At 62.7% G+C, this 22,324-nt stretch carries 24 protein-coding genes and 6 tRNA genes; 11 read left to right on the top strand and 19 right to left on the bottom strand.

All coding sequences use genetic code 11. From position 1 onward, the window contains the following. The first annotated feature begins 55 nt into the window (after positions 1-55). Together MST27_RS20995 and MST27_RS20990 are read left to right on the top strand one after the other, a co-directional pair. Positions 56-490, top strand: a complete 435-nt coding sequence (locus MST27_RS20995) for a DUF6152 family protein (RefSeq protein WP_243607835.1) — start codon at positions 56-58, stop codon at positions 488-490. Between the two features lie 10 nt (positions 491-500). Then, positions 501-974: a DUF2214 domain-containing protein gene (locus MST27_RS20990; RefSeq protein WP_243607834.1), complete on the top strand. Its 474-nt coding sequence runs from the start codon at positions 501-503 to the stop codon at positions 972-974. Between the two features lie 55 nt (positions 975-1,029). On the opposite strand, the gene MST27_RS20985 is transcribed toward MST27_RS20990, so the two are convergent. Beyond that, on the bottom strand, positions 1,030-1,932 hold the full coding sequence (locus tag MST27_RS20985) for a LysR family transcriptional regulator (RefSeq protein WP_243607833.1): 903 nt from the start codon (positions 1,930-1,932) through the stop codon (positions 1,030-1,032). A gap of 113 nt (positions 1,933-2,045) precedes the next feature. Between MST27_RS20985 and MST27_RS20980 the strand changes: the two genes are divergently transcribed. Beyond that, complete coding sequence (locus MST27_RS20980) at positions 2,046-2,474, top strand: VOC family protein (protein WP_243364291.1); 429 nt, start codon at positions 2,046-2,048, stop codon at positions 2,472-2,474. Continuing rightward, positions 2,471-3,058, top strand: a complete 588-nt coding sequence (locus MST27_RS20975; protein WP_243607832.1) for a glutathione S-transferase family protein — start codon at positions 2,471-2,473, stop codon at positions 3,056-3,058. The genes MST27_RS20980 and MST27_RS20975 overlap by 4 nt, the downstream gene beginning before the upstream one ends. Positions 3,059-3,068: 10 nt before the next feature. Here MST27_RS20975 and MST27_RS20970 read toward each other — a convergent pair whose 3' ends face one another. Continuing rightward, positions 3,069-3,974, bottom strand: a complete 906-nt coding sequence (locus MST27_RS20970; protein ID WP_243607831.1) for a LysR family transcriptional regulator — start codon at positions 3,972-3,974, stop codon at positions 3,069-3,071. A 153-nt stretch (positions 3,975-4,127) separates the two neighbouring features. Here MST27_RS20970 and MST27_RS20965 point away from each other — a divergent pair, with 153 nt between their 5' ends. From MST27_RS20965 to MST27_RS20955, 4 genes are all read left to right on the top strand, one after another. Then, positions 4,128-5,174: an SDR family oxidoreductase gene (locus MST27_RS20965; protein ID WP_243607830.1), complete on the top strand. Its 1,047-nt coding sequence runs from the start codon at positions 4,128-4,130 to the stop codon at positions 5,172-5,174. A 62-nt stretch (positions 5,175-5,236) separates the two neighbouring features. After that, complete coding sequence (locus tag MST27_RS20960) at positions 5,237-6,559, top strand: NTP/NDP exchange transporter (RefSeq protein WP_243607829.1); 1,323 nt, start codon at positions 5,237-5,239, stop codon at positions 6,557-6,559. A 221-nt stretch (positions 6,560-6,780) separates the two neighbouring features. Next, positions 6,781-7,275, top strand: a complete 495-nt coding sequence (locus MST27_RS22695; protein WP_420864261.1) for an XF1762 family protein — start codon at positions 6,781-6,783, stop codon at positions 7,273-7,275. Then, positions 7,275-8,264 (top strand): hypothetical protein, encoded by a 990-nt coding sequence (locus MST27_RS20955; protein WP_243607828.1) that lies wholly within the window; start codon positions 7,275-7,277, stop codon positions 8,262-8,264. Before MST27_RS22695 ends, MST27_RS20955 begins: the two co-directional genes overlap by 1 nt. A gap of 449 nt (positions 8,265-8,713) precedes the next feature. Here the strand turns inward: MST27_RS20955 and MST27_RS20950 are convergent, their stop codons facing one another. From MST27_RS20950 to MST27_RS20935, 4 genes are all read right to left on the bottom strand, one after another. Further along, positions 8,714-8,941, bottom strand: coding sequence for a hypothetical protein (locus MST27_RS20950; RefSeq protein WP_243607827.1), 228 nt, complete (start codon positions 8,939-8,941; stop codon positions 8,714-8,716). Between the two features lie 76 nt (positions 8,942-9,017). Continuing rightward, positions 9,018-9,094: transfer RNA gene (locus MST27_RS20945), tRNA-Met, on the bottom strand. A gap of 117 nt (positions 9,095-9,211) precedes the next feature. Then, positions 9,212-10,012: a 2,5-didehydrogluconate reductase DkgB gene (gene dkgB / locus MST27_RS20940; RefSeq protein WP_243607826.1), complete on the bottom strand. Its 801-nt coding sequence runs from the start codon at positions 10,010-10,012 to the stop codon at positions 9,212-9,214. 21 nt (positions 10,013-10,033) lie between these two features. Beyond that, a complete protein-coding gene (locus MST27_RS20935) occupies positions 10,034-11,242 on the bottom strand; it encodes an MFS transporter (RefSeq protein ID WP_243607825.1) in 1,209 nt (402 codons plus the stop codon). 101 nt (positions 11,243-11,343) lie between these two features. Here MST27_RS20935 and MST27_RS20930 point away from each other — a divergent pair, with 101 nt between their 5' ends. From MST27_RS20930 to MST27_RS20920, 3 genes are all read left to right on the top strand, one after another. Further along, positions 11,344-12,252, top strand: coding sequence for a LysR substrate-binding domain-containing protein (locus MST27_RS20930; RefSeq protein WP_243607824.1), 909 nt, complete (start codon positions 11,344-11,346; stop codon positions 12,250-12,252). A 63-nt stretch (positions 12,253-12,315) separates the two neighbouring features. Then, positions 12,316-12,510, top strand: coding sequence for a hypothetical protein (locus MST27_RS20925; RefSeq protein WP_243607823.1), 195 nt, complete (start codon positions 12,316-12,318; stop codon positions 12,508-12,510). 141 nt (positions 12,511-12,651) lie between these two features. Then, positions 12,652-13,782 carry a metallophosphoesterase gene (locus MST27_RS20920; RefSeq protein WP_243607822.1) on the top strand — a complete coding sequence of 377 codons (1,131 nt, stop codon included), beginning with the start codon at positions 12,652-12,654 and terminating at the stop codon, positions 13,780-13,782. A gap of 3 nt (positions 13,783-13,785) precedes the next feature. On the opposite strand, the gene MST27_RS20915 is transcribed toward MST27_RS20920, so the two are convergent. The 13 genes from MST27_RS20915 to MST27_RS20855 all read right to left on the bottom strand — a co-directional run bounded on the left by MST27_RS20915 (position 13,786) and on the right by MST27_RS20855 (position 22,216). Then, the gene (locus MST27_RS20915) at positions 13,786-14,484 is read right to left on the bottom strand and encodes a DNA-3-methyladenine glycosylase (protein ID WP_243607821.1); all 699 of its coding nucleotides are present in this window, start codon (positions 14,482-14,484) and stop codon (positions 13,786-13,788) included. Between the two features lie 318 nt (positions 14,485-14,802). After that, positions 14,803-15,903, bottom strand: a complete 1,101-nt coding sequence (gene ychF, locus MST27_RS20910) for a redox-regulated ATPase YchF (RefSeq protein ID WP_243607820.1) — start codon at positions 15,901-15,903, stop codon at positions 14,803-14,805. Between the two features lie 132 nt (positions 15,904-16,035). Further along, positions 16,036-16,620: an aminoacyl-tRNA hydrolase gene (gene pth / locus MST27_RS20905; RefSeq protein ID WP_243607819.1), complete on the bottom strand. Its 585-nt coding sequence runs from the start codon at positions 16,618-16,620 to the stop codon at positions 16,036-16,038. Positions 16,621-16,654: 34 nt separating this feature from the next. Continuing rightward, the gene (locus MST27_RS20900; RefSeq protein WP_243607818.1) at positions 16,655-17,272 is read right to left on the bottom strand and encodes a 50S ribosomal protein L25/general stress protein Ctc; all 618 of its coding nucleotides are present in this window, start codon (positions 17,270-17,272) and stop codon (positions 16,655-16,657) included. A 125-nt stretch (positions 17,273-17,397) separates the two neighbouring features. After that, on the bottom strand, positions 17,398-18,339 hold the full coding sequence (locus MST27_RS20895; protein ID WP_021208703.1) for a ribose-phosphate pyrophosphokinase: 942 nt from the start codon (positions 18,337-18,339) through the stop codon (positions 17,398-17,400). An 83-nt stretch (positions 18,340-18,422) separates the two neighbouring features. Beyond that, positions 18,423-18,497, bottom strand: a tRNA-Gln gene (locus MST27_RS20890). A 47-nt stretch (positions 18,498-18,544) separates the two neighbouring features. Then, positions 18,545-18,619: transfer RNA gene (locus MST27_RS20885), tRNA-Gln, on the bottom strand. A gap of 47 nt (positions 18,620-18,666) precedes the next feature. Further along, positions 18,667-18,741, bottom strand: a tRNA-Gln gene (locus MST27_RS20880). A 47-nt stretch (positions 18,742-18,788) separates the two neighbouring features. Beyond that, positions 18,789-18,863 (bottom strand) — tRNA-Gln (locus MST27_RS20875). A gap of 47 nt (positions 18,864-18,910) precedes the next feature. Next, a tRNA-Gln gene (locus MST27_RS20870) sits at positions 18,911-18,985 on the bottom strand. 18 nt (positions 18,986-19,003) lie between these two features. Then, complete coding sequence (gene ispE / locus MST27_RS20865) at positions 19,004-19,864, bottom strand: 4-(cytidine 5'-diphospho)-2-C-methyl-D-erythritol kinase (protein WP_243607817.1); 861 nt, start codon at positions 19,862-19,864, stop codon at positions 19,004-19,006. After that, positions 19,865-20,485, bottom strand: a complete 621-nt coding sequence (lolB, locus tag MST27_RS20860) for a lipoprotein insertase outer membrane protein LolB (protein ID WP_243607816.1) — start codon at positions 20,483-20,485, stop codon at positions 19,865-19,867. A gap of 3 nt (positions 20,486-20,488) precedes the next feature. Continuing rightward, positions 20,489-22,216: a tetratricopeptide repeat protein gene (locus MST27_RS20855; protein ID WP_243607815.1), complete on the bottom strand. Its 1,728-nt coding sequence runs from the start codon at positions 22,214-22,216 to the stop codon at positions 20,489-20,491. Positions 22,217-22,324 lie beyond the last annotated feature (108 nt).

Genomic DNA, 22,324 nt, shown 5'->3' with positions numbered 1-22,324 from the left:
GGTAATTGCGTTCGATGTGTCGGACGCTCAACCACCTTCGCTGAGGAGCATGATCATGTCCCTATCGAGCCAAAGCCGAACCGCCAGCCGCGCGATCTTTCTGGCGCGCGAAGTGCTCCATCGTGTCGCCCTGACACTGTGCGTGACGGCGATGACGCTGTTCACGACGCAGGCTTTTGCGCACCACGGCTGGGCCTGGGCCGAAGAAGAGCAATCGGAGTTGAAAGGCACGATTGCCGAGATCTCGATGGCGCCACCTCATCCGGCCCTGCGCGTGAAGGCAGAAGACGGCCGCATATGGCAGGTCGATCTGGGCAATCCGAACCAGACGAAACGTTCAGGCTTTACCGGCGATACCGCCAAGGTGGGCGATGAAATCACCGTGCTCGGCAACCGCACCAAAGAGCCGAACGAAGCGCATATGAAAGCCGTCCGCATCACCGTCGGCGGCAAGCAGTACGACATGTATCCGGAACGCATCGGGCAATGACGACAGGGCGATGACGGCTTTCCTGCAGTCGCTTGCGGGCTGGCCCGGTGCCGTCTTCCTGCAGGAGTACTGGGTCGCCTATCTCGTCGTCAACGCTGCACACATCCTTGGCATAGCACTACTCCTGGGCTCGATACTGCCGTTGGATGTGCTCCTATTGCGGTCTGCGCGCGGCCGGGATCTGTCGGTCCTCGGCCCCTTTCTCGTCCGAGCGGCGGCAACGGGCGCCACGCTGGCGGTGATGACGGGGCTCTGGTTGTTCTCGGTGAACCCCGTGGAGTATGTGGGCAATCCTGCCTTCCTCTGCAAGGTCGCACTGCTCCTGCTGGCCATCTGCAACATCGCACTTCAGCATCGCGGCGAGCACTTTCATGCCGCGCTGCATGGCGGGCCACCGAGGGTACGCGTTCGCGTGCTGGCCGCCACATCCGCCATTCTGTGGCTATCCATACTGATAGCGGGCCGCTGGATCGGCTTTGTCTGAAATGCGACTAGCGCTGCTGTCGGTCGAGAGGCGCCTCGGAAGACCGCGGCACCTGCTAACGGGCTTCCAACACCGGCATGACCCGCTCCAACTGCGGACAAGCCCACTCCACAAACGCCCGCACCCGTGGCGACAGTTGCAGGCTGTGCGGGTAGACGAGCTGGATCGGCAGGTCCTTCGGTTCGTAATCCTTCAGTAGCCTGACCAGGCGCCCATCGGCCAGTTCGTCGGCGACCTGGTAGTGCATCAGCCGGGTGATGCCCAGGCCCTGAACGCAGGCAAGGCTCGCGCTGCGGATCTGGTTGCAGGTCAGGCGCGGGGTGATCTCTTCGACCTGTTCCCTGTCGCCGTCGCGGTAGTACCAGTGCCGGCCCTGCGCGGCGAAGAGGATGCAGGCGTGCTCCTTAAGCGCGGCCGGGGTGTCGATCGGCGGGCTGCTGGCGAGGTAGTCCGGGCTGGCGCAGGTGACCAGCCGGGTGGTGCCGAGCGGGCGCGCGACGAGGGTCGAGTCGGGCAGGTGGCCGATGCGCAGGGCGAGGTCGAGGCGTTCGTCCAGCAGCGGGACGATCTGGTCGTTCAGGTTCAGCTCCACCTGTACCGGCGGGTGCTCCTTGAGAAAGGCATTGACCAGGGGCGCCAGGTAGCGCTGGCCGAATTCCACCGGGGCGGTGAGGCGCAGCAGGCCGTGAACGTTGCCGTCCTGCGCGTCCAGGCGCTGCTCGAAGTCGGCGAACTCGGCAAGCATGCGTCGGCTCCAGGCCAGGTATTGCGCGCCTTCGTCGGTGAGGGCCATGCGCCGGGTGCTGCGGTTGAGCAGGCGCACGCCCAGGTGGCGCTCCAGCGCGGCCAGCGAGCGCACCACCGATGCCACGGACTGGCCGCTGGCGTCGGCCGCCGAGCTCAGGCTGCCGTTGTTGACGATCCTCACGAAATTGGCCATCGCCTTGAGCTTGTCCATTGCCACCTTCGATTTGTGCGATTGCTGCAGGGGTGTTGTCAGGTCCGCGGCATAGCTGGAATCCGCTGCGCGGCGGACACTGTCCCGGACCGATGACTTCTGGAGTTTCGCACATGAACCCATCATCCAGCCCCGCTCGTATCCTCGCCTATGACCACATCGGCATCCGTGTCAGCGACCGCCGTCGCGCCATGGCCTTCTACCAGGCGCTGGGCTTCGTCGAGAGCGCCAGCTTCCCGCTGTTCGAGGCCAACGAGATGCTCAGCCCGGACGGCGTGCGCATCAACCTGATCTTCAACGGCGCGCGTACCCGCGACGCGCACAACGTACTGCTGGATGCGCCAGTCAAGCGCCCGGGCATGACCCATCCGGCGTTTATCGTCGATGACCTCCAGGCGCTGCAGCGCTGGCTGGGCGAGGAGGGCATCGTCATCACCGAGGGGCCGCATCACATCGGCCCGCGGCGGATCGCGCTGTTCATCCGGGACCCGGACGGCAACGTTCTCGAATTCAATCAGCTCGTCGAAGGAGATGCGCAATGAAACTGTACGACCTGGAAGCTTCCGGCAACTGCTACAAGGTGCGCCTGTTCGCGGCGCTGGCCGACATTGAACTGGAACGGGTGCCGGTGGATCTCGCCAATGGCGCGCACAAGAAGCCGCCACTGTCCGACATGAACCCGCTGCGGCAGGTGCCGGTGCTCGAGGATGACGGCCATGTGGTACGCGATTCCCAGGCGATCCTGGTCTATCTCGCCGGTACCTACGGCGGCCTGGCCTGGTGGCCGGACCATGCCCGCGGACAGGCCGAGATCGTGCAGTGGCTGTCCTTCGCCGCCAACGAGGTGCAGCACAGCCTGTGCGCCGCGCGGCTGGTGGAAAAGTTCGGCTACCCGTTGGACAAGGAGGCCGCGCTGGCCAAGGCGCCCGCGGCGCTCGCGCTGCTCGATGCGCATCTGGAAACGAACGACTGGCTGGCGATGGGGCGGCCTACCATCGCCGATTGCGCCGTCTACCCCTACGTGGTGCTGGCGCCGGAGGGCAGCGTCGACCTCGGCCCCTATGGCAACGTGGCGCGCTGGATGACCCGGCTGGAAAGTCTGCCGGGCTATCTGCCGCGGCCCTGACCGGCTGCCCTCAGGCTGGCTCTCGCCCCTCGGCCTTCAGGAAGTCGACGAAGGCTCGCAGCGGCGAGGGCATGTGGCGGCGGCCGTGGTAGTAGAGGAAGGGGCCATCGAAGGACTGCCACCAGTCCTCGAGGATGGGCGTCAGGCGCCCATCGGCCAGCGGCTCGCGGAGGAAGTCCTCGAAGGTGTAGATGATCCCGAGGCCGTTGATTGCCGCGCTGGTTTTCAAATCATGTGAGGAAGTGGCCAACTGGCCCTGCGGCGGTACACGCAAGGTCCGGCCGTCCTTCTCGAACTCGAACACGCCCAGCTTGCCGCTCTCGAAGCGATGGCCGAGCAGCTGATGCCCGGTCAGCTCGCCGGGGTGGCGTGGTGTGCCGTGGGCGTCGAGGTAGGCCGGTGCGGCGGCGGCCACGAAGCGTTGCCGGCGCGGGCCGATGGGGATGGCGATCATGTCCTTGGCCAGGCTTTCTTCGTAACGCACACCAGCGTCGTAGCCCGCCGCGATGACGTCGATGAAGGTGTTGTCCATCACCACCTCGACGTTCACCGCCGGATAAAGCTTGAGGAAGCGGCTCAGCAGGTCCGGCAGCACGAAGCGCGCCACCGGGACCGGTACGTTCAGCTTGAGGGTGCCGACCGGGCGCTGGGATTCGTCGTCGAGGTCGTTGAACGCGGCGTGGATCTCTTCCAGCGCCGGGCGCAGGCGCTCCAGCAGGCGTTCGCCGGCGGTGGTCGGGGTGACGCTGCGGGTGGTGCGGTTGAGCAGGCGCAGGCCGAGGTCGCCCTCCAGCCGGCGCACGCAGTCGCTCAACGACGAGGCCGACATGCCTCGGGTCTGTGCGGCAGCACGAAAGCCGCCGGCCTCGACCACGGCAGCGAACAGCGCGACGTCACTCAGGTTGGGTTGGCGCATGAATACCCCCGCAAAGCGTTTGGCTGTACGGATGATCGTACAGCCTGTCCATGTTTTCCCGGATTATCACTGGATTTCCGTACGCTGATAATCCTCGCGTCGGCCACTTCCATCGGAGGTCGGCCTGTTTGCAACGACGACGAGGACTGGAACATGACGCACAGAACCGCAACCGCGCCGGGCGGCCACGCCCGGCATCTGCTGAAGCTGGCCAGAACGCTGATCGCCGGGGTGGCAGTGGCTGGCGCGCTGACGGCCGAGGCCGCCAACCGTGCAGCACCGAAGCCGGACTGGAGCCTGGCTGACATGCCGGACCAGACGGGCCGCATCGTGCTGGTTACCGGCGGTACCAGTGGCATGGGCTACGAAGATGCGCTGGCGCTGTCGCGCGCCGGTGCCGAGGTGATCATCGCCGCGCGCAATGCCGAGCGCGGGCAGCAGACGATCGAACGGATACGGGAGCAGGTGCCGGAAGCCCGCGTGCAGTTCGAGGCAGTCGACCTAGCCAACCTGGCCTCGGTGCGCAGCCTGGCCGAGCGTCTGCAGGAGCGCCTGCCGCGCCTGGACGTCCTGATCAACAATGCCGCGATCATGGCGCCACCTGAGCGCGGCACCTCGGCCGACGGCCACGAGCTGCAGCTGGCCACCAACTACCTCGGCCCGTTCGCCCTGACAGCGTTGCTCATGCCGCTGCTGCTGGAAAGCGACGATGCCCGGGTGGTCAGCCTCTCCAGTATCGCGGCGGGTCGTGGCCAGCTGGACTTCGCGGACCTGCAGGCCGAGCAGCGCTACAACCCCTACGCCACCTATGCGCAGTCCAAGCTCGCGGTATTGATGTGGGCCATGGAGCTGCAACGCCACAGCGACGCATCCGGCTGGGGCATTCGCAGCATCGCTGCGCACCCCGGAGTGGCCGTCACCGAGCTGGTCGAGCGCGGCCCCGGGCTGGACAGTGAGTTCGCCGCCAACTGGGCCAAGGACCGCGACAACTACCACTCCGCCGCCCAGGGCGCGCTGCCGACGCTGTATGGCGCCACTGCGCCTGACGCCATTGGCGGTGCCTACTACGGGCCGACCGGCGAGGAAGAAAAACGCGGGCCGCTGGGCTTTGCCAGGGTTCCCGACGCCGCCGCGAACCAGGCGGACGCCACGCGGCTGTGGCAGCTGTCGGAACGTCTGACCGGCGTGCGCTACCCCTGAATCCTCGGGCGCGGGCCTTGCGCTCGCGCCCTGTTCTCACTTCATTCTTCAGGAGCGCGCCCATGAGCACGCCATCCGTTGTGCATCGCCTGAGTGCCGCGATCAATGCCGAAGCGCATGAGCTGCGCCCGGCACTGAGTGGCTTCCTGCTGTTTTTCTGCCTGTTCGCCGGTTACTTCATGCTGCGCCCGATCCGCGAGTCGATGGGCATCGCCGCCGGCGTGGAGAACCTGCAATGGCTGTTCACCGCCACCTTCTTCGTCATGCTGGCAGCCGTGCCCCTGTTCGCCTGGCTCAGTTCCCACGTACCGCGCCTGCATTTCGTCGATTGGGTATACGGCTTCTTCTGCCTGAACCTGCTGGGCTTCTCCGTGCTGTTTCTGCTGCAGGGTGACAGCGCCTGGCTGGCGCGGGTGTTCTACGTGTGGATCTCGGTCTACAACCTGTTCGTCGTGTCGGTGGCCTGGAGCCTGATGGCGGATGTGTTCGACAGCGCCCAGGCCAAGCGGCTGTTCGCCTTCATCGCTGCCGGTGCGAGCGTCGGCGGGCTGGTCGGGCCGGCGCTCAGCGCGCTGTTGGTTGGCAGCCTGGGCGAGTCGGGGCTGATGCTGCTGGCCGCCTTGTTGCTGGGCGCGGCGCTGGCGCTCAAGTTCTCGCTGATGCGCTGGCGCGAGATCGGCGGAGCGGGGCGCCCCGGCGCGGCTCCGGCGGAGAGCACGCGTCGACCGGTGCCCGGCAACCCCTTCAGCGGCCTGACCCGGGTGATGCAGTCGCCCTACCTGCTCGGCATCGCCGGTTTCGTGGTGCTGCTGGCCACTGTGACCACCTTTCTCTACTTCGAGCAGGCGCGCCTGGTGGCTGAGCTGTTCCCCGACCGCGCCGCCCAGGTTCGCGTGTTCGGCATCATCGATGTGGTGGTCCAGGCGGGCGCGCTGCTGTCGCAACTCTTCATCACCGGGCGCCTGGCGCAGAAACTCGGCGTGCGTGTGCTGCTGGCCATCGTGCCGCTGCTGGTCGGCGTCGGTTTTATCGGCCTCGCGCTGATGCCCAGCTTCGCCGTGCTCGCGGCGTTGATGATCGTGCGCCGCATCGGCGAGTACGCCTTCGTCCGGCCCGGCCGCGAGATGCTCTTCGCGCCGCTGGATGCCGAGAGCAAGTACAAGGCGAAGAACGTCATCGACACCGTCGTCTACCGCGCCGGCGATGCCATCAGCGGTTGGGGGAAGACGGCACTGGACATGTTCGGGCAGGGCGCCGGCCTGGTCGCCGTTGCTGGCGCGATCTGCGCGCTGCTCTGGGGCTATCTCGGCTGGCAGCTCGGCAAGCAGGCGGACAGGCGAACGGAGATGAGCGGCGTAGCGGAGGTTGGCTACGCAGGGACTTGAACCCCGGACCCAGCATCAGGAATCGTTAGGAATGCCTCTGCTAAACCATAGGAAACCACAGGCGGGCCTTTTCGCCCGCCTTCTTCCCGGCCATCCCATTGCTTTTCAGAAAGTCAGGCGATTGGAGTCATGACCGCTTTACCTTCTCTTAGCCGCAAGATAGCTTCTCGGCCATGCATTACGCTGGCTAGTGATTGCTTTAGGCAGGGACGGGGTAACGGGTGGCAAAAGTAATATCTGCGAAACCGATATCAATTAAAGAGGCAAATGCATTCATTGCCGAGCACCACAGGCATCATCGGCCTACCACCAGGAATAATGGGAAATGGGCCCTGGCTGCCGTGAATTCATCTGGTGAAGTGGTTGGGGTTGTGATCGCCAGCAGCCCCGTTTCAGCCACATACATGGATGGAGTTACGATTGAATTGACGCGGCTATGCGTTAAAGAAGGAGCTCCAAAGGGAGCTTGCAGCTTCCTCTTGAGCAAATGCTGCGCTATCTGGCGGTCAATGGGTGGTGAAAGAGTGATCACTTACACCCTAGCATCTGAATCGGGGGCGTCTTTGAAGGGTGCCGGCTGGAAAATGTCCGGAACAGTAAAACCCCATAAGCGCTGGCAGAATAAAAGCAAAACGGACGGAATAGAGAGAGCCAAGCTTCAAATTTATGAAGTAGTGAAACATCGGTGGATTAGAGCACTTGCGGAGGCTATATAATGAAAGCAATTTGTGCTTTTAGTTCCGACAGCCGAACGCTATATAAAGCCGACATATATAGAGTCCTTTCGCTACCGAGCGGAGGGATTGTTCATTTCCGATATAAAATCAAGTATGTTTCTGATGAAATATTAAACTCAAAAACTTCACTCGAAGGAAAAAGGGTAGCAATATTTTTCACAAGAACTGAGAAATCAGGACTATCTCAAGGAGCGCACGAAAACATTTCGATTAGGTGGGCATCTGTCTTTTCCATAGAAAAAAGCAACGAAACAGATGTTTATCATATCTATATGAAGCTAGGGAAGTTCTGCAACCTCTCTATAAAAACTGCAATGCCTGAACTTGGCCCTCCTTCAAAATTTTTAAGTCATTTTGAAGTCGAGGAAAGTGCCGACGCCAATAACTGGCAAGGCCGTGTTAAAGCAGTCAAGGATTACTTTCCCAATCTAACCTACTTTCACCTAAAGAGCGTTGTTAAAGACTGCAAGGAGTTGAATCTCAGTTATCACGGAGTATCGCGCTCCTCGTTTTACGAGCTCAAATACGGTAGCCGGTACATATTACGACTAGGCCTCGCAAATCCAGATGGTTCAGATACAAAAATTGCGATTGCCGACGGTTCTGGTGATGTAGCGATAAACTCCGTCATGCCTCTGGAAACGTCCGTGCAGTTCGATGATGTTGAAGTGCCGATTTTCGCAAAATCACTACAAGTAACTAAGCAAACTTCTTTTCTTGAAATAAAGCCGATTAGTTCCATTGAAAATTTGGCGGAATATGCAATCCACATTGAATTGGAGCTAAAGCATAGTCTCTCGCAGCCAATCCGGTTCGGCTTATGCACCGTGGCCGCTGGGGCTGCCATATCTTTAGCAACACCAGTTGCAGCTACTGCGATCCGCCCAGACTGGTATGTTTATCTAGGTTCCGCTGGCCTGTTATGGCTAGCATCAGGAGCAATGTTTTACTGGTTCAATAAAAAGTGACCTACTGTTTGGTCAGGTTTGACCTGGCCAGACAGAGCCACATCCGGAATAAAAGGGGGCAGATTTATTTTAACGCCTTGTGGCTTAGGAGAATTTAAACTCTAAGATCAGGTACGGGATGATTAGCAAAAATATGCTGAGATTCTGTTGCCGGCTCGTTAGCCACACAAATGACGCAAGTGACAGGATAGTTGCCGGGAGCAAAGCTAGCTTCTGCAAAACAAGTGCGACGGCAAAACAACGAACTTCATCATCGTCCGGTGCCTGGAAAAATAAGCAGTCCGCCCCGAATATCAGCAAGGCTAACCATCCCAGTACACCAAGCGCCAATGCGGCTCTGAACAAACAAAACGCGATCTTTTTCATAGCGTCCTTGCCAAATCAATCGTCAAAGAAAGCGGACGAATTGAGTCCGAAGACTGTGTTTCAGTGGAAGCGCAGCAATGGTGTTAGCCTTGCTTCCCCGCCCACGGCGTCACGATCTGCAAATCGCCAATAAGCAACTGCGCCGCCACCATCCAGACCACCGCACCAAGCAACCCCAGCGACAGATGTCCGACCACGATGCCGATCGCGATCTGCTTCCAGAGGCCGGTATATGGGCGGGAGGGTGGAGTGCTGGTAGGGCGGTAGGGCAGGTCGCGCTCGGCGCGAAGGTTATCGAAGCGGTCTGTCATGGTCGTTCTCAAGAGGGTGGGGCTAAACGACGGGCACAAAAAAAGGGCTCAGCTTTCACTGAACCCTTTTTGAATTTGGTGGCTACGCAGGGACTTGAACCCCGGACCCCAGCATTATGAATGCTATGCTCTAACCAACTGAGCTACGTAGCCAAGTGGCGCGCATTATTCGCGCCGCGCGGTTGGCTGTCAACCCTCCTCGCACAGTTTTTCTACCTGCTTTTTCAATTGGTTATGCCGCCCGTCCGACGGTGGTTGGCGCACGTTCGCTCAGTCCCATTCGGGGGCGAAGCCGGGGTTGGCCAGGCGCTCGTTGCGGTCCAGCGTGGCGATCTGCTGCATCTCCTCGTCGGTCAGGCGCAGCTGCTGCGCGGCGAGGTTGGCGGCGAGGTTCTCGCGCTTGGTGGACGAGGGGATCGCGGCGAATCCCTGCTGCAACAGCCAGGCGAGCGCGACCTGGGCGGGGCTGGCGTTGTGCGCCTGGCCGATGCGTTTGAGGGTGTCGTCCTGCATCACCTTGCCGTAGGCGAGCGGCATGTAGGCGGTGATGTGAATGCCGTGTTGGCGGGCGAAGTCGATGACCTTGCGATTTTGCAGGAAGGGATGCACCTCGACCTGGTTGGTGGCGATGTTCTCGGCGCCAATGGCGTCGATCGCCTGTTGCATGTGCGCGACGGTGAAGTTGGAGATGCCGATGGCGCGGGTCAGCCCGCGCGCCTTGGCTTCCATCATCCGCGACAGATAGTCGGCAACCGGTAGCTCATCGTTCGGTGAGGGCCAGTGCACCAGCGTCAGGTCGACGCGTTCCAGGCGCAGTTTATTCAGGCTCTCTTCAAGGCTGGGCAGCAGCCGATCCGCGCCGAGGTTGCTCGTCCAGATCTTGGTGGTGACGAACAGTTCTTCACGCGGCACGGGGCTTTCGGCGATGGCTTGCCCAACTTCCGCTTCGTTCTCGTAGATCTGCGCGGTGTCGATGTGCCGATAGCCAAGTTCGAGGCCCATGGTGACCGAGTCGATGACTTGCTGACCCTTGAGGCGGAAGGTGCCGAGGCCAAACGCTGGAATGGACATGAATTGTCTCCTGTGGGTTGGTCAGTGAGAGGCGGCGAGGGCTGGCTCGCGCGCGGTGAGGTCCGAGGTGGTGCGCTGCGCATCCAGTCGGCCGCTCCAATGGGTAAGCGCCAGGGCGATCAGGACGACCAGCGAACCGATCCAGGCGGTATGGATGAGACCGATGGACGCAACGATATGTCCGCCGACCCATGCGCCACCGGCGATGCCAAGGTTGAACGCGGCGATGTTCAGGCCTGAGGCGACATCCACGGCGTCCGGGGTGTAACGCTCGGCCTGGCGCACGACGTGGACCTGCAGTCCGGGCACGTTGCCGAAGGCCACTGCGCCCCAGAGCAGGACGGTCAGCACTGCCAGCCAGGCGTTGGCTGCTGTGAAGGTGAGCACAAGCAGCACGGCTGCCAGCAAAAGGAAGATCAGCTTCAGCGCGCTGACCGGCCCGCGCCGGTCGGCGAGCCGCCCGCCCCAGATATTGCCCAGGGCAACGGAGATGCCATAGACCAGCAGCACCAGGCTGACCGCGCCTTCGCCAAAGCCGCTGACCTGCTGCAGGATGGGCGCCAGAAAGGTGAACGCGATGAAGGAGCCGCCGTAGCCGATCGCCGTCATCGCATAGACGAGCAGCAGGCGTGGCTGTTTCAGAACGGCCAGTTGCTTGACGATGGAAGCAGGTTTGCTGTGCCGGATGTGCCGGGGCACGAACAGCAGGCTGCCGAGAAAGGCGATCACGCCGAGTAGCGACACGGCGAGGAAGGTTTCGCGCCAACCGAACTGCTGTCCGATGAAGGTGCCCAGTGGCACCCCTGTCACCAGTGCGACGGTCAGGCCGGTGAACATGATCGCGATGGCGCTGGCGGCCTTGTCCTTCGAGACCAGGCTGGTCGCGATGGTCGAGCCGATGGAAAAGAACACGCCGTGGGCCAGGCCGGTGACGATCCGCGCCAGGATCAACGACTCGTAGCCGGGCGCTTGCCAGGCCAGGAGATTACCCGCGGTGAACAACACCATCAGGGCCAGCAACAGTGGCTTTCGCGGCACCGTTCCGGTCAGGGCGGTGAGCAGCGGTGCGCCAACCGCGACGCCGAGGGCGTAGAGGCTGACCAGCAGCCCGGCGGAGGGCAGGCTGACGCCCAGGTCGCTGGCGATGGTCGGGATAAGGCCGACGATGACGAACTCCGTCGTGCCGATGGCGAACGCGCTGAGTGTCAGCGCGAAGAGGGCGATGGGCATGGTTTTGAAACTCCGGTCGATTGCATGGCGCGCAGTGTCTACCGCAGACTCATGCGGAAAAACCGGGTACCGGGCCAAACATAATTGACGGAAAGTCACAGATGAAAACCACCCTCGACGAGTTGCAGGCCTTCACCGCGGTCATCGACACCGGTTCGATTTCAGGTGCTGCGGTGCAGCTTGGGCAGACCGCCTCGGGTGTCAGCCGGGCCTTGGCGCGTCTTGAAGCCAAGCTCTCGACGACGCTCTTGCGCCGCACGACCCGTCGTCTGGAGCTGACGGAGGAGGGCAGTACCTTTCTCGTCCAGGCCCGCCGGATTCTCGAGGCGGTGGAGGAAGCCGAGGAGCAGATGTCGCGACGCTTGCAGCATCCGGCCGGACGGCTGCGGATCAATGCGTCGGCGCCGTTCATGTTGCATGTGCTGGTGCCGCTGATCGGTGGGTTTCGTGAACGCTACCCGGAGATCGAGCTGGAACTGCACAGCAGCGACCAGATCATCGACCTGCTTGAGCACCGTACCGACCTCGCGCTGCGCCACGGCCCGCTGCGCGACTCGACATTGCGCGCGCGCCCCCTTGGCCGCGCGCGGATTCGGGCCGTTGCCAGCCCCGATTACATCGCAAGGCGCGGCAGGCCGCAGCAGGTCGAGGACCTGGCGCGACATAGCCTGATCGGTTTCACCCAGCCGGAAAGCCTCAATCACTGGCCGCTGCGCCATCCGCTCGGCGAAAGCTGGCTGATCGTGCCGAGCCTCTGGGCGTCCAGTGGCGAGACAGTGCGGCAGTTGGCGCTGGCGGGCGAAGGCATCGCTTGCCTGTCCGACTTCATGACAGCGCGGGATCGTGCAGACGGGGCCCTGATCGAGGTGCTTGCCGAGGCGAATGTGGAAACGCTTCAGCCGATCCATGCGGTGTACTACCGCAACACCACGCTGGCCGCGCGCATCACCTGCTTTCTCGACTATCTGGGCGAGTGCCTGGCGCAGCAGGCTTGGGCCCGCCTGCGATGATCGGCCGAACGATGCCCGGTCGTGCCTGCCTAAGTCTGCAGGTACAGCTGCGAGGAAACCGAGATGCCGAGCATTGCCCTGCCCAACCACACGCCCGTCCTCCCCTGGATGGCGGATGAATCGCCCCTGAATGACCTCGACGAGGCCGAAAGCGATACCGAGTTCGACGACGGCGACACCCTGCCGGAGGAAGTGCTCGAACAGCTGGAAAAGGAACCTCCGCCGCCAGACCCGATGCCGGACCCCGGCGTCATGTAGCCGCGCGAGCCCATTCAGGGTTCCATGGAAGCGGGGGGCGCCATGCGCGCCTGCCCGCGGTATTCTTGCCGCTCCGCCCATATCGATGCGGCACGGCCTCTCTGCAGGCGTGCATGCGCCACCTGATCCGAGAACTCATGCATGAGCAGGCGTTTACCCGTTGTCGTCTTGTTGATCGGCCTGCATGCGTTCGTGGGTGTGACCCTGATTCCCCCGCTGGAGCTGGGAACGATCGGCACGGCGCTGGCCTGGCTTTACCTGCTACTGTCGGCCGTGCTGATGCGCTACGGCGTGCTGGTGCGGGGTGCGGGCAATGCGCTGTTGGCATGGTCCGGGTTGCTGGCGATGGGCATCTTTTCCAGCTTGGCGGTCTTGGCCCTGTTCCGTGCCTTCGTGCTCGTGCTCGCTTCCTGGCTGGGCTGGGCGTCGGCCGGTCTCGACAAGGGTACGGCGCTCGCGGTGATCGCCATGGTCATGGCGCTGACGCTGTTCGGTTTGTTCAACGCGCGGCGGACGGCTCGGGTCGTCGAGCGCGACATCGCCTTGCGCGACCTGCCCGCGGCCTTGCACGGTTTCAGCATCGTCCAGCTCAGCGACATTCACGTTGGCCCGACGATCAAGCACGGCTACATCGATGCGATCGTCAAGCGTGTCAATGCCCTGGCGCCCGATCTCGTCGTCATCACTGGTGATCTTGTCGATGGCAGCGTGGCGGATCTGGCCGACGACATCGCCCCGCTGTCAGGTCTGAGCGCCCGCCATGGCGTCTACGTGGTGACCGGCAACCACGAGTATTACTCCGGCGCGGACAGCTGGATCACTGAGTTCGAGCGGTTGGGCATGCGGGTCCTGCTCAACCGTCATGAGGTGCTCGAGCACGACGGTTCCTGCCTGGTGCTGGCGGGTGTCGCTGACTATTCGGCTGAACTCTTCCGGCCGAGCCATCGCAGCGATCCGGTCGGGGCGTTCAGCGGCGCCCCGAACAAGGTGCCACGCATCCTACTGGCACATCAGCCGCGTTCGGCAGCAGCCGCGGCGGAGGTGGGCGCCGACCTTCAGCTGTCAGGCCACACCCACGGCGGCCAGTTCTGGCCCTGGATGCACTTCGTGCGGTGGCAGCAACCCTGGGTGGCCGGGCTGCAGCGTGTCGGACCGATGCAGATCTACATCAGTCGGGGTACGGGATACTGGGGCCCGCCGTTGCGCTTCGGCGCGCCCTCTGAAATCACGCGGCTTCGGCTGGTTGGCGCCGCGCCATCGGACAACCCCTGATCTTCAGCTGGCGAGTCGCTCGCGCCGCAGCAAGACGAAGTCTTCACCTTCCCGCTGACCACGGCGCAGCGGATTGCGTGTGCAATGCGCCGCGAAGCCGGCATCGACGAAACGGTAGGGCAGATGCTCGTCGCGACCGGGCGGGATGCCGAGACGGGTGGTCTGGACGATATCCGGACGAGCGCCGATGTCGTCCACGCGCAGTTTGTTCGGGTCCATGCGCTGGGCATTCCACTGCGTCACGGTAAGGCCGAGCGCCTTGCACAGCAGCGTCTGGCCGGAGCACAGGCGGGTCAGCGGGCGTGGGCCGCCGGCAGCGGCGGGGCTGTTGTTACGCATGCGCTCGATGGATTCCTCGCAGGACAGCGAGTCGACCCAGGGATAGCCCGCTTTGACGCAGACCGCGTTGCCGTCGCCTTGCACGCTGAAATTCAGCGAGTCGCCACCGCGCGAGTAATAGAGGTAGAGATGACCGGCCGGCATGAACATCGCGCGTCGAGAAGGGCTGTAGCCGAGCGAGGAATGGCTCGCCTTCTCGTCGACATAGTAGGCCTCCGTCTCGATGATGCGGGCCGACAGCCAGAGCCCGTCGACACAGTGACGGATCACGGTTCCGAGCAGGTCCTGGGCGACGAGCTGGGCGTCGCGGTCGAAGAAGCTGTCGTCGAGGTGGTGCAGCGGCGGTTCGGTGAGGCTGTTCATCTGGGCTCCGGCTTCGGCAAGTCTGCCTGTTCCGACCGCATAAGCGGGGCGAATATTCCGTGCACGGTGAGATGAATTCGTGCCGGTCGTCGCCAAACGGCCAGGCTGCTGCCTGTATTCGGACTGGGTGGTCATTCGGAAGCCGGGCACGAAAAAGCCCCGCCTGCAGACCCGGTGAAACCGCTGCGATTGACCAGCCAGGATGGAAGACAGGCTTAAAAGTGCGTGTTTACACGCATTCTTTTGCCTGTCTTCGCCGTTGCTCGTCGCTCGTCAGGTTTTCACTCGGGTGCGTGACGGGGCTTGGGTCCGGCTTGGTCAGACGTTGAAGCGGAAGTGCATCACGTCGCCATCCTTGACGATGTAGTCCTTGCCTTCCAGGCGCCATTTGCCCGCTTCTTTCGCACCGGCTTCGCCGTTGTACTGGATGAAGTCGTTGTAGGCCACGACTTCGGCGCGGATGAAGCCCTTCTCGAAATCGGTATGAATGACGCCGGCCGCCTGCGGGGCGGTGGCGCCAACCTTGACCGTCCAGGCGCGTACTTCCTTGACCCCGGCGGTGAAGTAGGTCTGCAGATTGAGCAGCTCGTAACCGGCGCGGATCACGCGGTTCAGGCCAGGCTCTTCGAGGCCGAGGGATTCGAGGAACATGTCCTTTTCCTCGCCATCGTCCAGTTCGGCGATCTCCGCTTCGATCTTGTTGCACACCGGCACCACCACCGCCCCTTCTTCAGCGGCGATGGCGTTGACGACGTCGAGGTGTGGGTTGTTTTCGAAGCCGTCCTCGGCGACGTTGGCGATGTACATCACCGGCTTGCTGGTGAGCAGGTGAAAGCCCTTGGCCAGGCGGATTTCTTCTTCGCCCAGCTTCTTCAGCAGGGTGCGCGCCGGCTTGCCTTCGGTGAAATGCGGGATGAGTTTTTCCAACAGCGCCTTTTGCGCCACGGCTTCCTTGTCTCCGCCTTTGGCACTTCGTGTAACGCGTTGCAGCTGCTTCTCGCAGCTGTCGAGGTCGGCGAAGATCAGCTCCAGCTCGATGATCTCGATGTCGCGCTTGGGATCGACCGAATTGGAGACATGGATGACGTTGTCGTCTTCGAAGCAGCGCACCACATGCGCGATCGCATCGGTTTCGCGAATGTTGGCCAGGAATTTGTTGCCCAGGCCCTCGCCCTTGGAGGCGCCTTCGACCAGGCCGGCGATGTCAACGAACTCCATGGTGGTGGGCAATATGCGCTCGGGGCTGACGATGTCCGCCAGGGCCTGCAAGCGAGGGTCGGGCATCGGCACGATGCCGCTGTTCGGCTCGATCGTGCAGAAAGGGAAGTTTTCCGCAGCGATGCCTGATTTGGTCAGGGCGTTGAACAGGGTGGACTTGCCAACGTTGGGCAGACCGACGATGCCGCAATTGAATCCCATGGTGTCTTGCCTCGTATTGGCTGGCAGCGCGCGCCACCGGCCTTGCCAAACTGCGTTAAACGGCTGCGTGAGGCGTATGAGCGCCGCTGTTCCGATCAGCCGTTGCCTTGTCTTGCTTGCCCGCTCGCGTCTTCAGGCCTTCTGGCTGTGCAGCCGTTGCATCGCCCGCGTCCAGTCGCCGGACAGAATCTCGGGAAGCACGTCGAAGGCGAAGTCGATGCTGGCGTCGAGCTTATCGCGCTCGGCCTGAGGCGCACGCCCCAGCACATACCCGGTCACCAGGCTGCTATGCCCCGGATGCCCGATGCCCAGGCGCAGACGGTAGAAATTGTTCTGGTTGCCGAGCTTGGCGATGATGTCGCGCAGCCCGTTGTGCCCTCCATGTCCGCCGCCCTGCTTGAGCTTTGCGACGCCGGGGGGCATGTCGAGTTCATCATGGGCGACCAGGATGGACTCAGGGGGAATTCGGAAAAATCCGGCCAGCGCCGCCACCGCCTGACCGCTGCGGTTCATATAGGTGGTGGGGATCAGCAGCCGGACGTCCTCGCCCTGGTGGCGGAATTTTCCGACCAGACCGAAGTACTTGCGATCCACGCTGAGGTTGACGCCCTCGCGGGCTGCCAGCCTTTCAACGAAAAGGGCCCCTGCGTTATGCCGGGTCTGGTCGTATTCCGGGCCTGGATTACCCAGGCCGACGATCAGTTTAACGGCAGTCACGACAGAGGCCCTTCCTCAGGTCTTGGCGAGCGGATTACTCGTCAGCGCCTTCTTCTTTCGGGGTGTCTTCCTTGTTCACGCGCGGCGCATGAACGTTGGCAACCGGCAGGTCACTGCCGTGGGCCAGGGCAACCAGCTCGACACCTTTCGGCAGCTTGAGGTCGGTCATGTGCAGAACCTGGCCGATCTCGACATTGGCCATGTCGACTTCGATGAACTCAGGCAGGTCCTGCGGCAGGCAGGACACTTCGACTTCGTTGATGTTGTGCAGGATTTCGCCGCCCTGCTGCTTCACGCCAACCGAGGTCTCCTGGTTGATGAAGTGCAGCGGAACGGTAGCGGTCAGCTTGTGACCTTCGACGACGCGAACGAAGTCGGCGTGCAGGACGAAGCTCTTGGCCGGATGACGCTGCAGCGCCTTGATCAGAACGGATTCGTTCTGGCCGTCGACGTTCAGGGTCAGCACGTGGCTGAAGGAGGCTTCGGTTTCCAGCAGCTTGGCCAGGTCTTTGGCCAGCAGGCTGATCGATTGCGGAGCCTTGTCGCCACCGTAGATCACGGCCGGGACGAGGGCAGCGTTACGACGAAGGCGGCGGCTCGCACCTTTCCCCAGGTCGGAACGCACTTGGGCATTCAGGGTGAAATCAGTCATTGTGTTTCTCCAGGATGACAACGCACCCGATGTGCTCGCGACCAGCACGGGCGGGCGGTTGGGCAAAAAACCCCGCACGAGGCGGGGCACATTTTCGTTCGGCGCGAAGGACTGAGCTCGAAGGCTTAGCGGAACATCGCGCTGATCGATTCTGCATTGCTGATGCGGCGAACCGCTTCAGCGACCATTGGCGCGATGTCCAATTGGCGAATACGGGTACAGGCTTGCGCCGCTGCGGACAGCGGAATGGTATTGGTCACCACCAGTTCGTCGAGCACCGACCCTTCGATGTTCTCGATGGCGCGTCCGGACAGAATGGGGTGGGTGCAATACGCGAAGACCTTGGCGGCGCCATGATCTTTCAGAGCAGTAGCGGCGTGGCACAGGGTGCCGGCGGTATCGACCATGTCATCGACGAGGATGCAGGTGCGACCTTCGATGTCGCCGATGATGTGCATGACTTCCGACTGGTTGGCCTTCGGCCGACGCTTGTCGATGATGGCCAGGTCTACGCCCAGCGACTTGGCGACGGCACGAGCACGCACCACACCGCCAATGTCGGGGGAGACGATCATCAGGTTCTCGAAGCGCTGCGCCTGGATGTCATCGACCAGTACCGGCGAACCGTAGATGTTGTCCACGGGCATGTCGAAGAAGCCCTGGATCTGGTCGGCGTGCAGGTCGACGGTGAGGACGCGGTTGACGCCAACGACGTCGAGCATGTCGGCCACGACCTTGGCGCTGATCGGCACCCGTGCCGAACGCGGACGGCGATCCTGGCGGGCATAACCGAAGTAGGGGATGACGGCCGTGATGCGTGTGGCGGAAGAGCGGCGGAAGGCGTCGGCCATCACCACCAGTTCCATCAGATTGTCATTGGTAGGTGCGCAGGTCGGTTGAATCAGGAACACGTCCTTGCCGCGAACGTTTTCGTTGATCTCGACACTGATTTCGCCGTCGGAGAACTTACCGACGTAGGCGTCACCGAGCGGGATATGCAGCTGACGTACGACACGCCGGGCCAGGTCGGGGTTGGCGTTCCCCGTGAAGACCATCATCTTGGACACGCGCAGTACCTGCCTGAGGGTGGATCCGATGAAACAAAAAGCTGTTCAAAAGGCCAGGCGTTTTGAACAGCTCTCGTGATATATGGCAGGGGCGGCTGGATTCGAACCAACGCATGGCAGGATCAAAACCTGCTGCCTTACCGCTTGGCGACGCCCCTGTGGATTCAATCTGGATGTGCGCTGTCGCATGACCTCTGGGAGGTTATGGCAGGGGCGGCTGGATTCGAACCAACGCATGGCAGGATCAAAACCTGCTGCCTTACCGCTTGGCGACGCCCCTGTGGATTCAATCTGGATGTGCGCTGTCGCATGACCTCTGGGAGGTTATGGCAGGGGCGGCTGGATTCGAACCAACGCATGGCAGGATCAAAACCTGCTGCCTTACCGCTTGGCGACGCCCCTGTGGATTCAATCTGGATGTGCGCTGTCGCATGACCTCTGGGAGGTTATGGCAGGGGCGGCTGGATTCGAACCAACGCATGGCAGGATCAAAACCTGCTGCCTTACCGCTTGGCGACGCCCCTGTGGATTCAATCTGGATGTGCGCTGTCGCATGACCTCTGGGAGGTTATGGCAGGGGCGGCTGGATTCGAACCAACGCATGGCAGGATCAAAACCTGCTGCCTTACCGCTTGGCGACGCCCCTGTAACGTACAACCTGATGCTACACATTCACTTCCTGCGCCAGTTGCGCGAGCCTTCGGTGCAGCATCGAAATGTTGCGGCCTTGGGCGACGAACGCTGGCAAGTCGGCTGGAAGTTGGCGGCAGACTGTATCAGCCTCACCCTTGTTTGGGAAGCTCCCAAACACACAAGCTCCAGTGCCGGTCATTCTTGCTGGAACGAATTTGTTCAACAAGCTCAAGGCGTTACGGACTTCCGGATAACGCCTCTCGACAACCGGCTGGCAATCGTTACGACCGCCCCCTGCAAGAAGGCTGCGAACTGTAATGGCCGGGGTATTGCGTGTCAACTCCGGGTCGGAAAATATTTCCGCTGTACTAACAGAGACTTGCGGTGCAATCACGAGGAACCAGGGCTCGCTCAATTCGACCGGTTGCAGGCGTTCGCCGACACCCTCGGCAAAGGCCGCGCGCCCCCTGACGAACACCGGAACATCGGCGCCCAGCGACAGGCCGATGCTGGCCAGACGGTCCTCGCCAAGGCGGGTTTGCCAGAGGTGGTCGAGGCCGAGGAGGGTGGTGGCGGCGTCGGAGCTGCCACCGCCAATGCCGCCGCCCATGGGTAGACGCTTGATCAATTGGATGTCCGCACCCCATGGGCAGCCACTCTCGCGCTGCAACAGGCGCGCGGCGCGCACGATCAGGTTGCTGTCGTGCTCGACACCCGGCAGATCACCGTGCAGGCGGATCTGCCCGTCGTCGCGCAGGCTGAAGCTGAGTTCGTCGCCATGGTCGATGAACTGGAACAGCGTCTGCAGCTCGTGATAGCCGTCGGCCCGCCGAGCGAGGATGTGCAGCATCAGGTTGAGCTTGCCCGGAGCCGGCAGGGTCAGTGGTTGCATTCAGCGGCCCAGCTGGCGCGGTTGCCAGTCCTTGACCACCAGGGTGACCTGCAGATCCCGGCCGGCCAGCTTGATGCGTGTCGGCAGGGCGTAGCCGTCTTCTTCTCCGTAGGCGAGGTACTGCACGTCCCAGCCGTCCTGCAGCAGGGAGGCGAGGCGACCCTCGCTATCGAGCGCGATGCGGCTGCGACTATCGGGCGCCGGCAGGCCGCGGATCCACCAGAGCAGATTCGATACGGGCAGCTGCCAGCCCAATTGAGTTTCAACCAGTGCTTCGGGCGAGTCGGCTTCGAAGCGGCCCTGGCCGGCGACTTCCAGGGCGACGGTGTCGGGCCGTCCGGTCAGGCGGGTGGCACCACGGCCCAGCGGGCCGGAGAGGCGGATGTCGAAATAATCCTGGCGCTGCAGCCAGAACAGGGTTCCGCTACCTGAATCCTGCGGGGCCCGGATGCCGATCTTGCCGTTGATCTGCCAGCCGTCGATCTCGCTGATGCGGGCCTTGTGGGCCGTCCAGTCTTCGGGGTTGCCCGGCCCTTCGACGGTTTCCTGTGGGCCGAGCCCCGCGCAGCCGACGAGCAGCAGGGCCAAGGCATAGGTCAGCAGGTTGCGCATCGATTTCATGGGTCAGGGTTTCTCCGAGCCGGTCAGGCGTTGGATGGTTTCACGCAGGATCTGGCTATCGGGTGTTTCCTTGAGGGCTTCGCCCCAGATCCGGCGGGCTTCGCGTTGCTTGCCTGCCGCCCAGAGCACTTCGCCCAGGTGGGCGGCGACTTCGTGGTCGGGGAAGCGTTCGAGTGCCTGGCGCAGTTGGGTCTCGGCTTCCTTGAGGTTGCCCAGCCGATAGTTGACCCAGCCAAGGGAGTCGAGAATGGCCGCGTCTTCCGGGTTGAGGCGGTAAGCCTGCTCGATGAGCGCCAGTGCTTCCTGATATCGATCGGTGCGGTCGGCCAGTGTGTAGCCCAGCGCGTTGATGGCCATGGCATTGTCCGGCTCGCGCTCGATGATGAACCGCAGGTCCTTTTCGAGTTGCGCCAGGTCGCCGCGTTTCTCCGCAATCATGGCCCGGGTATAGAGCAGGTTGAGATCGTCAGGAAACTGGTCGAGGGCCTGCTCGGCGAGTTGCCAGGCCTGCTCGTTCTGCTGCGTGTTGGAGAGGGCTTCGATCTCGATCAGGTAGAGCTGGATCGTGTAGTCGGGCTGCTCATCGCGGGCGCGGGCCAGCAGGCGAGACGCCTCCTCATGGCGGCCGAGCGAAAACAGCACTTCGCTTTGCATCAGTTTCGCCGGCAGGTATTCGTTGCCGGGGCCGACCTTGGCAAAGGCGTCCAGAGCGCGCTCCGGTTCATCCAGCGCGCGGTAGGCGCGGCCAAGGTTGAGGTAGGCTGCGTCAAGGTGGCTGCCGCGGTCGATCAGCTCCTGCAGGTAAACGATCGCCTCGCGCCAGGCCTCGGCTTCGAGGCAGACCAGCGCCATCGAGAAGCGCAGGTCGTCGTCACCCGGGTACTGCTGAACGAGCGTGGCGAACTCGCCCATGGCCTCTTCGAGACGTTCCTGCTCCACCAGCAGGCGCGCATAGGTCAGGCGCAGGCGTTTGTCCTCTGGATGCTGACGCAGACTCTTCTCGAGTAGCGGCAGCGCTTCATCCCCTCGGTTCAGCATCTGCAGAAGGCGGGCCTGCAACAGAACGGACGGAATTTCCTGGTTGCGAGCCGGCTGTGCTTCGAGCAGGGCCAGGGCTTCCTCCGGGCGACCGTCCTGTTGCAGCAGCACGGCTTTGCCGAACTTCAGTTGCGGATTGTCGGGGTGCTTGGCCAGGAGCTGGTCGAAGCTCTGCAGGAGGCCGGCGCGGGTGTCCGGGTCGGTCTGCGCGGCAGACAGGGCGAGGAAATCGAAATGCGTGTCGCCCTGGCCCTGGAGGACCCTTTCCATGTATTCGAGCGATTCCTCGTAGCGGCCGGCCCGCGCCAGCTGAACGGCGGCGGCGCGCTGGGCGTCGAGGTTGTCCGGGGCGTTGCGCGCCCAGATCAGCGAGGTGTCGAGCGCCGCCTGATCGGCGCCCAGGTACTCGGCAATACGGAAGCCGCGCTCGGCGACTCCAGCATCCTGGGTGGCGTTGGCCTGTTGGACGTAGTTGCCCAGGGCGATATCGAACCGGTTGCGTTGCCCGGCGAGCTCGGCAACCAGCAATGCGTAGAGTGTGTCGGCGCTGAACGAGCCGAGCTCGCTCGGTTCCGTGGCGATCGGCTCGGGCGCCGTTTCCTCGACCGGTGGGCCGGCATCGGGCGCGCTCTGCATGAAGCTTTGGCAGCCACCAAGGAACAGAGCGGCACCGAGGACGAGGAGTTTGTTCATATAAGGGAGATTTGACTTATCTGCGGTCGCGGCATGATGACACAAGCCGCCGGGCAAGCCCATGGGCCCCAGGGCCGGCGTCTTGGGTCGGCTCGATAGCTACAGACA

The organism is Stutzerimonas marianensis, assembly GCF_022810315.1.
Lineage (GTDB): Bacteria > Pseudomonadota > Gammaproteobacteria > Pseudomonadales > Pseudomonadaceae > Stutzerimonas > Stutzerimonas marianensis.
Note: the sequence above shows the minus strand (reverse complement) of the source record. Positions and strands in the feature narration are given on the sequence as shown.

Coding starts and splice junctions, on each gene's coding strand:
- MST27_RS20960 (WP_243607829.1), top strand. CDS start 5,237: ATGAGCACGCCATCCGTTGTGCATCGCCTGAGTGCCGCGATCAATGCC.
- MST27_RS20995 (WP_243607835.1), top strand. CDS start 56: ATGTCCCTATCGAGCCAAAGCCGAACCGCCAGCCGCGCGATCTTTCTG.
- MST27_RS20950 (WP_243607827.1), bottom strand. CDS start 8,941: ATGACAGACCGCTTCGATAACCTTCGCGCCGAGCGCGACCTGCCCTAC.
- ispE (WP_243607817.1), bottom strand. CDS start 19,864: ATGCAACCACTGACCCTGCCGGCTCCGGGCAAGCTCAACCTGATGCTG.
- ychF (WP_243607820.1), bottom strand. CDS start 15,903: ATGGGATTCAATTGCGGCATCGTCGGTCTGCCCAACGTTGGCAAGTCC.
- MST27_RS20975 (WP_243607832.1), top strand. CDS start 2,471: ATGAAACTGTACGACCTGGAAGCTTCCGGCAACTGCTACAAGGTGCGC.
- MST27_RS20915 (WP_243607821.1), bottom strand. CDS start 14,484: ATGAACAGCCTCACCGAACCGCCGCTGCACCACCTCGACGACAGCTTC.
- MST27_RS20920 (WP_243607822.1), top strand. CDS start 12,652: ATGAGCAGGCGTTTACCCGTTGTCGTCTTGTTGATCGGCCTGCATGCG.
- MST27_RS20930 (WP_243607824.1), top strand. CDS start 11,344: ATGAAAACCACCCTCGACGAGTTGCAGGCCTTCACCGCGGTCATCGAC.
- MST27_RS20900 (WP_243607818.1), bottom strand. CDS start 17,272: ATGACTGATTTCACCCTGAATGCCCAAGTGCGTTCCGACCTGGGGAAA.
- dkgB (WP_243607826.1), bottom strand. CDS start 10,012: ATGTCCATTCCAGCGTTTGGCCTCGGCACCTTCCGCCTCAAGGGTCAG.
- MST27_RS20985 (WP_243607833.1), bottom strand. CDS start 1,932: ATGGACAAGCTCAAGGCGATGGCCAATTTCGTGAGGATCGTCAACAAC.
- MST27_RS20990 (WP_243607834.1), top strand. CDS start 501: ATGACGGCTTTCCTGCAGTCGCTTGCGGGCTGGCCCGGTGCCGTCTTC.
- MST27_RS20855 (WP_243607815.1), bottom strand. CDS start 22,216: ATGAACAAACTCCTCGTCCTCGGTGCCGCTCTGTTCCTTGGTGGCTGC.
- MST27_RS20925 (WP_243607823.1), top strand. CDS start 12,316: ATGCCGAGCATTGCCCTGCCCAACCACACGCCCGTCCTCCCCTGGATG.
- MST27_RS20935 (WP_243607825.1), bottom strand. CDS start 11,242: ATGCCCATCGCCCTCTTCGCGCTGACACTCAGCGCGTTCGCCATCGGC.
- MST27_RS20965 (WP_243607830.1), top strand. CDS start 4,128: ATGACGCACAGAACCGCAACCGCGCCGGGCGGCCACGCCCGGCATCTG.
- MST27_RS20955 (WP_243607828.1), top strand. CDS start 7,275: ATGAAAGCAATTTGTGCTTTTAGTTCCGACAGCCGAACGCTATATAAA.
- MST27_RS20980 (WP_243364291.1), top strand. CDS start 2,046: ATGAACCCATCATCCAGCCCCGCTCGTATCCTCGCCTATGACCACATC.
- MST27_RS20970 (WP_243607831.1), bottom strand. CDS start 3,974: ATGCGCCAACCCAACCTGAGTGACGTCGCGCTGTTCGCTGCCGTGGTC.
- lolB (WP_243607816.1), bottom strand. CDS start 20,485: ATGAAATCGATGCGCAACCTGCTGACCTATGCCTTGGCCCTGCTGCTC.